Origin of the sequence: Armatimonas sp., assembly GCF_043760365.1 — a bacterium.
Lineage (GTDB): Bacteria > Armatimonadota > Armatimonadia > Armatimonadales > Armatimonadaceae > Armatimonas.
The window spans coordinates 1-8,630 of the sequence record NZ_JAYUPA010000882.1 but is presented as its reverse complement, the minus strand read 5'-3'; the positions used below and the strand labels follow the sequence as shown (position 1 = coordinate 8,630).

The 8,630-nt window shown below is 59.4% G+C and carries 8 protein-coding genes; 2 read left to right on the top strand and 6 right to left on the bottom strand.

What is annotated here, in order from left to right; genetic code table 11:
* Nucleotides 1–26: 26 nt before the first annotated feature.
* From ACH2EH_RS21925 to ACH2EH_RS21910, 4 genes are read right to left on the bottom strand one after another with little or no spacing between them, the layout of a single operon-like run.
* A complete protein-coding gene (locus tag ACH2EH_RS21925) occupies nucleotides 27–1,157 on the bottom strand; it encodes a Gfo/Idh/MocA family protein (protein WP_395145091.1) in 1,131 nt (376 codons plus the stop codon).
* Between the two features lie 30 nt (nucleotides 1,158–1,187).
* Nucleotides 1,188–1,451 (bottom strand): anti-sigma factor family protein, encoded by a 264-nt coding sequence (locus tag ACH2EH_RS21920; protein ID WP_395145090.1) that lies wholly within the window; start codon nucleotides 1,449–1,451, stop codon nucleotides 1,188–1,190.
* Nucleotides 1,448–2,074, bottom strand: a complete 627-nt coding sequence (locus ACH2EH_RS21915) for an RNA polymerase sigma factor (RefSeq protein WP_395145088.1) — start codon at nucleotides 2,072–2,074, stop codon at nucleotides 1,448–1,450. The genes ACH2EH_RS21920 and ACH2EH_RS21915 overlap by 4 nt, the downstream gene beginning before the upstream one ends.
* 20 nt (nucleotides 2,075–2,094) lie before the next feature.
* Entirely contained in the window at nucleotides 2,095–2,994 is a 900-nt protein-coding gene (locus ACH2EH_RS21910; RefSeq protein WP_395145087.1) for a spondin domain-containing protein, read from the bottom strand.
* Nucleotides 2,995–3,091: 97 nt separating this feature from the next.
* On the opposite strand from ACH2EH_RS21910, the gene ACH2EH_RS21905 reads away from it, so the two are divergent.
* Nucleotides 3,092–4,117: a GNAT family N-acetyltransferase gene (locus tag ACH2EH_RS21905; protein WP_395145085.1), complete on the top strand. Its 1,026-nt coding sequence runs from the start codon at nucleotides 3,092–3,094 to the stop codon at nucleotides 4,115–4,117.
* Nucleotides 4,118–4,143: 26 nt separating this feature from the next.
* Here ACH2EH_RS21905 and ACH2EH_RS21900 read toward each other — a convergent pair whose 3' ends face one another.
* Nucleotides 4,144–6,579, bottom strand: coding sequence for an alkaline phosphatase family protein (locus ACH2EH_RS21900; protein ID WP_395145083.1), 2,436 nt, complete (start codon nucleotides 6,577–6,579; stop codon nucleotides 4,144–4,146).
* A 60-nt stretch (nucleotides 6,580–6,639) separates the two neighbouring features.
* Nucleotides 6,640–7,146 (bottom strand): AhpC/TSA family protein, encoded by a 507-nt coding sequence (locus ACH2EH_RS21895; protein ID WP_395145081.1) that lies wholly within the window; start codon nucleotides 7,144–7,146, stop codon nucleotides 6,640–6,642.
* A 237-nt stretch (nucleotides 7,147–7,383) separates the two neighbouring features.
* On the opposite strand from ACH2EH_RS21895, the gene ACH2EH_RS21890 reads away from it, so the two are divergent.
* A partial coding sequence (locus ACH2EH_RS21890) for an ABC transporter permease subunit (protein ID WP_395145079.1) occupies nucleotides 7,384–8,630 on the top strand: 1,247 nt, incomplete at its 3' end.

Sequence of the window (8,630 nt, the reverse complement as noted above, 5' to 3'; positions counted from 1 at the left end):
CACGGCGCATGCGCAGGTGGGAAAGTTCAGGCATAGCTCAGGGGTTTCTCGGTAGGATTTCGAAAATCGGGGACGTGTAGCGGGGTGCCGCCGTGGGTAATCGAGAACTCGGAGAGAATATCGCACGCGGTCCAGGCAAGCGCGTCGTAGATACCGCAGTTTGGCGCGGCTTCTCCAAGGCAGGCGTGGACAAAATCGCGTGCCACAAAATAGTCACCGCCGCCGTGGCCTGCGGCAAGTTCTTCGGGGTGCGGGGTGCGCCAGTCTTCAGGGAGATGTTCGTAGAACTCGGTGATTGGTTGCCACGTGCGCTCGGCGCCGTCGTGGCTTGCGCCCAGCCAGATTTGGCCGGGCTGTCCGGGGAAGCGTGCGGCTTCGTAGACCCCGAGGGTTCCCTGGAGGCTGTAGTAGCTCGGCAGGTGCGGGCGGTTGGAGAGCATATCGAGCCGGATTTTTAGGAGCTTGCCACTCGCCAGTTGCACCAGCATTAAGCACGTGTCGTCGTGCGGGTGCTCAGGGTCGGTATGAACACCCGTGCCGTGACAGCTTATCGTGGCGATGCGCTCGGTAGGATCGGCGGCGAGAAACCACTGCATCACGGGGCCGAGCGAGTGCGTTCCGTAGGTACAGCCGCGCCGCCCGACTTGATAGACCGAGCGCCAGGTTGGGGAGCCGTCGGGGTTGTGGTGGTAGTGCCGAATCTCGTGGAGATACTCGCCCTCGCCAAAGTATGGGACGCCAAAGAGCCCCTTGCGCACCAACTCTTTCACGAGAACCACGTCTTTGCGGTAGCAGTAGTTCTCCGCCATCGCGTAGACAGCGCTGCTACGCTCCGCCGCATTGAGCAATCGCCAGCACTCGTCGAGTGTCACACAGGCGCTCACCTCGGAGAGAACGTGCTTGTTGGCCTCTAGCGCGAGAATACTCTGCTCCGCGTGGCACTGCATCGGCGTCGAGACCACTACGGCATCTATATCTACCGAGTCCAGCATGGCTGAGAACTCCGTGAAGCGCCCCGCAATCTTGTGCGCATTGGCATTGCGCTCCAGAACGTCTGGGTTCGTGTCGCACAGAGCCGTCACTTCGATGCCTGGCAGTGCACGAAAGGCTTTCAGAAACGCCAGTCCTCGCTGCCCCGCGATTCCTATCTTCAGCATGGAGCTATTTTACCCGCCCTCGCCGTAAACTTACGGCGAGTCTTTGTGGCGTTTGTACAGCTCGGTGAAGGCGGCTTGGACACGCTCTTGGCGGTCGGGAGAAAGCGTCCCTGTGGATGCGGGGGCGTTGCGTAGTGCGATTAAACGCTCACGAAGCGCGAGCAGAGACTCTAGCGCAGCGCGGCACTGGGCGCACTGCGCGAGATGCAGCTCGACATAGCTTTTTATAAGACCCGAGAGCCTCTGATCTGCGCGCGCGGTGAGCAGCGCTTTCATGTGCCAGCAAGGACTCATTTGACAACTTCCTTCAAGGGAATCCATCCTTGGGTCAAGGCACAAGGCAAGAGTGCCTGATGGAGAATCTGACGTGCGCGAAAGAGCCGCGAGCGCACCGTTCCTAGAGGGATTCCCAGGGCAAGAGCCGCTTCACTATACTCTAGCCCTTCAATATCAACCAATAAAACTGCCGCCCGAAGGCCGTCTGGGAGTGTTGCTAAGGCACGCTCCAGCGGCTCATCCAGAGTTTGGGAGACAAGAAGTACCTCTACTGACTCTGAGTGTGGCGAGGGGATATCTCCAACGTCTCCCCCCGCATCCCAACGATCCCGCCGTTTCTGGCTCAAAAAACGATTCGTCAGAATGCGCATTAAGTATGTCCGCAGGTTACCACGGTCGTCGTAGTTGCCGCGTAGATACGCTTCAAAAGCACGAATCAGAGTGTCCTGCACCAGGTCTTGTGCGGGATCTTCGTTGCCGCGTGTCAGCCGACGTGCGAGCCGAAGAAGTTCCGTCGTGTGTGCCTGGCAGCGCGATGCAAACTCCTCGGGAGAGAGAAGCTGTGTTTTTCGTCGCCAAGGCAGGTGTGCAAAGAGTGCTCTCACGAGAGTAGTAACTCCTGAGGGGAGTAATAAGTTCACTTCCCTCAGGAGTTTTATTTTTAGGCCGGCTTCCTCAGTCGCGAACGGCCACGCTTGAACCCTACCAGCCCTAGTGCTGTTGTCAGCAAAAGTAAAGTGCTTGGCTCGGGTGCAGCCGCTGACGAAGAGAAGGAGATTTGGTAGATGTTCTGGGCGTTGCTCGGTAACAGTGTGCTGTCGAAGAAATATCCTGCACCTGTTTGCAGCCCGTTGTAGGTGCTGAGCTCGCTTCGGTCAAAGGCGATCAAACCATTTTCGGGAGTCCGTGCACTGTTGTTGCCTCCCACGAGAAAGGCGGCGGCAAGGGCATCGGCGATCTCGGAGTTTGCATCCCAGATTTGCCCCGCCGTCTGGGTAATCGTGGTAATTGCCAAGCTGCCGTCAGGGTTGAAGAGTGGGAAGGCCATAGGATTATCGTTGCCCAGAAACAAGTCATTACTTGGGATCACCATATTGGCGAAGGTGAAGAAGCGATTGCTGGCAGATCCCGTGTCGAAAGTGAACGTATTTGATGCGGTTTGCCCAGGGAGCAGTGCTCCCCCTACAGAGCCACGCACGGAACCGGGGTCGGCCAGAGCGAAGGCAGGAAACCAATCTGCACCGCTGCCCCCTTCGGCGATGGAAACGATAGCGGCACCCGCTGTGGTGCCAATATTGAAGGAATCAAAAGTCCCGTTACCAAATCCAAGCCGCAGCGGAGCGAAACTAATACTATTTGCGGGAGCCAGATTCCGAATGGTGACCGTTACATCCATTAAGCTCGCATTTGCCGGAGAGGCTAAACTTCCTAGAAGCAATAAACCATAGCTTAGGGCGTGACGAAGTGCCTTTGTTGAAACCATTATATAATCCTCACGTGAAACGAGTTGAGATAAAGCGGAACTTTTTGGTTTTGGTTGCCGCTCGTTCAGAAAACTCATGAGGTCTGTGGAAAGTTCACTTGCACGAAAAAAATCACTGAGGTCTTTCTGGTAACCAGAAAGCTTTCTGGGGTATCTTTTGCACGAGGAACCCCTTATGAGCGAAATCACGATCCGACCTATTGATATCCGAAACATCTCCGACGACGACGCGCGTGCATCACATGCGCTACGGGTGGCGCTCGCGGCGGAGCGTGTCCCCGACGATCCCGCGCCTAAGCTGGAGGACACGCTGGGGCAGCTTCGGAGCATTCCCTCATTCGTGGATGTCTGGGTGTGGGTTGTGGAGCAGAATGGTAAGCCAGTAGGAAACGCGGATCTCGGTGTGATGCGCACCGATGAGAACCAGCACTTAGCACAGTTTTCCATCAAACTACTGCCCGAAGCGCGGCAGCAGGGAATCGGGAAACGCTTGCTCAAAGAGATTCTGGCCGTTGCCGAAAAAGAGAGCCGGACTCTGCTCATGACCGACACGTCGAGCACCGTGCCCTCCGGCGAGGCGTTTCTCACTCGCATTGGAGCGACTATCGGGCTGGAGTCGCACGTGAATCAGCTCAAGCTCTCCGAGATTCCCTGTGGGCTTCTGGACACCTGGACGAACGAGCTGGCCGAGGGCTTTACGCCGGGGCTCTGGGAAGGGCCGTATCCCGAGGAAAGTATCGAGGAAGTTCTGCAGCTCTTTGAACTCTTCAACACCGTCCCACGCGGAGAGCTGCAAGTGGACGACTTCAAGCTGACCTTGAAGCAGCTTCGCCAACAGGAGGAGTCGCGCGCCAAGCGCGGTGTCCAGCGCTGGAGCCAGTATGTCCGAGACGATGCCACGGGCAAGATCGCAGGCTTTACCGAACTGCTCTGGAACCCGCATAAGCCCACGTTTGCGCACCAGGGAATCACAGCGGTCTGGCCAGAGTACCGGGGGAAGCGCCTGGGCCGCTGGCTCAAGGCGGAGCTGCTCAAAAAGCTCCAAGCTGAGCGTCCCGATGTCACGATTGTCCGTACGGAGAACGCCGACAGCAATGCCGCGATGCTGAAGATCAACACGGAGCTGGGTTTCAAACCCTATCTGGCCGAACATGTCTGGCAGGTCCCCACGGAGACGGTGAAGGCGTACCTGGGGGGATAGTTGGCGGAACAATGTCAACCGACGGATTAGTGCCCCCCCAGAAACCGTCGCGTCGGGCCGGGGTAGGGAACCCCTTTGCCCTTCACACTCTCCCAGATCACGCGGTTGAGTGTCTGCTCTTCCGCCTCGTCGAGTTGGTCGGGTTCGTCTAAGTCCATCTCCGCTGACTCTTTTGCTGCCTGCGTGCCGCCGGGGTTCTTGGCGTTGAGGTCTATTTTGGGAGGGCGGCAGGTGTAGGCGGTGAGATCGGCTTTTGTGCCAAAGCTGGCCCAGAGCGGGGTGGCGTTGGTATCGAAAACGGAGAGCGGCTGCACATTTAAGATCAGCTCCATCGAGCGCAGGAATGAACAGGTGGTGTAGAACGTGGAGTCCACGCGGGCAGTGCGGGTGTAGGGCGAGACCACGAGGCCCACCGTGCGGTGGGCGTCCACATGATCCGGGCCGTTCTGGGCATCGTCCTCGATGATGAAGATCGCCATCTTGGGCCAGAACTTGCTCTTGCTGCACGCTTCGACAATCTTACCGACCCCCTGGTCGTTGGACGCGACACAGGCTTTGGGTGTGAACGCCCCGGCGGTTGCCCCACGTGTGTGGTCTTCCGAGAGGGCCATGACCATAAATTTGGGGAGGCTATTGCTCTTCTCGAAGTCCGCCAGCTCCTGGATAAAGATATCAGCGGCTTTGTAGTCGCGTTCGCTCTTGCCACGCGCTTTTGCCCACTCCTCGCTCTGGTTCTTATCGGTGTGGTAGTAGTAGGTACGAAAGCTCACCCCGGCACGCTGGCAGGCATCCCAGATCTTGCCTGAGGGTGTTTTGGCGAGGGGATCCCCGAAGTCACCGCCTTTGAGCGGAGGCGCACCCTTGCCGCCGTACTGCGCGGGCCAGGTGCGCTGCATGAAGTCCGGCACGAGGGCGGCATTGCTCCAGTGGTGGCCGTCCACACTCACTTCCCCCGAGCAGTAGAGATTATCGAGCGTCACGAACTCCCGCGCCAGGGCATGGTGGTTGGGCGTGATGTCCTCGCCGAACAGACAGAGTTTCTTGTCCCCGTTGCCTTTTTCTAGATCCCCGAGCACCTGGTCGTAGGTTCGGTTCTCCTTGATGATATAGAGCACGTATTCAATGGGGGATTTCTCGCCGAGCTTGCTGGGGATGGCACTACTGCCCGGCTTATTGTCCCGCACTTTGGGCACATTGGCGAGGCACTTTCGGGTATGCGCCGCGAGCTGCGCTGCATCGGGCGTCTCGACGGTGGAGACGATCCCGCTGAGCAGACTGGCAATGTACGGAAAGCCGCGTGGGTACTCGGGGTCGGGCTTCTCACTGGGATTCGGGCCGGTGCCGATTCCCTTGCTGCTACCAATAAAGAGCTTCTTGCCATCCAGCGAGCAGGTCACCGTGGTCGGGTAGTGCGCGGTGGGAATAAACCCGCTCACTTTGCTCCCGCCACGGCGCTCGGTGGTGATCACGGCCACGGCGTTGATGTCCGAGCAGGCCACGTAGAGCGTCTTTTCGTCCGGCGAGAGCGCCAGCGCCGACGGCGTGGCTCCTGGCGCGGACTGGAGTGAGAGCCGCGTGACGATTTTCTCTAGGAGTGGCGAGTTCTCGTCGCGAATAGACGCCGAGACATCGAGATTGGCAAAATCAAACACCGACACACTATCATCGTTGCCACTGGAGACAAAGAGACGCCCATCGCTGGCGAGCAGCAGATCGTTGGGGTGTGCGCCCACTTTCAGTGTTCGTTTGGTCTCCAGTGTCTGCGCGTCTAGCACCAGAACCTGCGCCTTGCCCCAGAGTGCACAGAGCACATACTTGCCATCCGCAGTCAGCTTCAGCGCCCCCGGCTTGGCCCCTTCCTCCAGCTCGCGCTCCACGCGCTCATTGCCCTCGGTATCCAGTGCCACGAGCATATCGCTGGCCAGGTCGGTGGCGTAGAGACGCTTGCCACTGGGAGCCAGTGCGATCCCGCCAAGATAGACTCCACTTGTCCGACGGTTCTTCTTCACGCCCGCAGCGGCAGGCTTTGCTTCGAGTACCGTCAGGGGAGCCCCCGGCGCGTAACTGTCATCGGCTTGCTTACGGAGCACCTGGATCAGCCCCGAGTTACCGCCGCAGATAAAGAGCGTCGCGCCATCGGGTGACCACGCCAGCCCGGAGTGCGTCCTGCCAAACTTCACCTGCTGTTTCAGTGCGCCCGTCGCCGGATCAATCAGGCTCACGCCATGCGCCGCGCCGCCGCCATTGGTCACGGCAAGCAACTGCCCATCAGGCCGCAGCGCCGACGAGAGCAGCGTGTCGCCGAGCTTAGCGTGGGCTGTACCCGCCGGAGAGATCGTCCAGCCCGTCGCCGGAAGCTTCAAAGAGCCCCCCTTGAGCATATCCAGCTTTTGCTGCGCCACCAGCGCCGCACTTCCCCCGAGAACAAGGGCTCCCGTAAGAGCCAGCGTGAGTTTCTTCATGATGCTCTGATTGTAGCGCAAGTTGGGTTCGAAAAGATTAAATTACTGTGTCGGAGGCTTTCAATCCCCAGGCAGCTCGGGAATATCACTAGAGCGCGTTGTGCGGATTTCCTGGACAATGCGCCCTTGGAAGATCACAAACGTGCCCGCGAGCTGAAACACATCTCCTATGGGCAAGCCTCCGCCGTTACGCCGAGCTATCACACGGCCTTTGCGCCAGAAGCGTGGCGTGAGAAACTCAGAGAGGCGCATCTGCTTCAGGCCAAATGCTTGGTAGAGCTTTTTTGCCGGGTCGGAGAAGCGCGGTAGATCACCGAGGCCGTAGTGGGTGAAGAACGGTGCCGCCTGGGCCTCGCTTGCCATGTGGACTAGCGCGATTTGCACGCCCGTTGCCTCGATGTCCTCGCGCCTCGCCGCCAGAATCGTCAGCACTTCGCGGCAGAAGGGGCAGCCTAAATGGCGCGTGAAGACAACCATCGTCGGTGTGCGCTCCGAGAGTGTGCCTAGGCTCTCGCCCGTTTGGGCTTGTGCTTCCAGAGTGGAGGTGTCCAGTGGGGTGCCTTGCATAGAATCTCTCTAGGGAGTTACACGGATTCTCCGTTCGTAGTTCCGCCCACAGGAGAACCGCCCACAGGAGAACCGCCCACAGGAACGTGGGCGTCTACGGGCCTTCGGCCATAATGTCGCTCCGCGACTACCGATCTCCTCAGTTCTCAGTCGCGGAGCGACTTTTTGGCGGAGCCTGCGACGCCCCTAGACGCTGATTTTAATCGGCGGCCCAGCAATTTGCAGGTAAAATGCCGTATGCTACGTACTCTTCTTGCTCTCCTTCTTTTTGGCCTCGCCCTTCCGAGTCTCGCCCAGACTGATGACTCGCTGGCGCGGGTGACGACGCGTGGGGTGCTTAAAATCGCCACCGACGCGACCTACCCTCCTTTTGAGTTCATGGAGAACGATAAAGTGGTTGGCTTCGATGCGGAGATTGCTCAGGAGCTGGGGCGCGAGCTGGGCGTGCAGGTGGAAATGATCTCCATGGAGTGGTCGGGGGTTTTTGCTGCCGTGGAGACCGGCAAGTGCGATTTAGTGATGTCGGGCGTGACCATTACTGCGGAGCGCAAAAAAGGCAATGGCTTCACGCGGCCCTACTTTCTCTCCGGGCAGATCCTGGCCCGTAAGAAAGGGAGCACGTTTGCCAAGCCGGCGGACATGCTGGCCGAGGGGCGAACGGCGGCGGTACAGGCGGAGACGACGGGGCAGTTTGCGATGCAGAAGGCGGGAGTTCCTAAGGAGCAACTGCATAAGTTTGATGCCCTGCAAGACGCGCTTCTCGATGTGCGCAACGGTAAGTCCGATGTGGCGGTGGGGGATGAACCGGCGCTGGCGGAGATAATCCGCAAGGGCTACCCCGAGCTGGAACTGGCTCCTGGTGGGGCGTTTGTAGACGAAAATCTCGGCATTGTCGCCCGCAAAGAGGCGCTGACGCTTCTGGGGGCGCTCAATCTCGCGCTGGAGAAAGTGCTGATAGACGGGCGCTATGCGCGCATCTACGAGAAGTGGATGCACAAGCCTTTCACGCTGGCCACGGTGGCGAAGCTGGAGGCAGTGAAAACCGACGGCACACCAATCCCCGCTGCGCTACTGACCACGGCGACCAAAGCCGCTGCCTCGTCGGGCGACGCGGCACCGAGCAGTGGGACGGCGTTTACGATCCGCCCGGAGCTGCTCTTGCAGTCCTTGCCACTCCTCCTCTCAGGGGCGAAGCTCACTCTGATTCTCACGCTCCTCACGCTGGTGCTCGGTGTGCCGCTGGGGCTACTGATCGCGCTCACGCGGCTCGGTAAGTTCGCAGCGCTACGGACACTCGCCATTGCCTACGTGGAGGCGGTACGTGGGACGCCGCTTCTCATGCAGATCTACGTGATCTACTTTGTCTTTCCCGCGCTGGGCCTCTCGCTGCCGCCGTTCATCGCGGGGGTGATGGCGCTCTCGCTCAATGCGGCGGCCTACTCGAGTGAGATCTTCCGGGCGGGGATCGAGAGCATTGATACGGG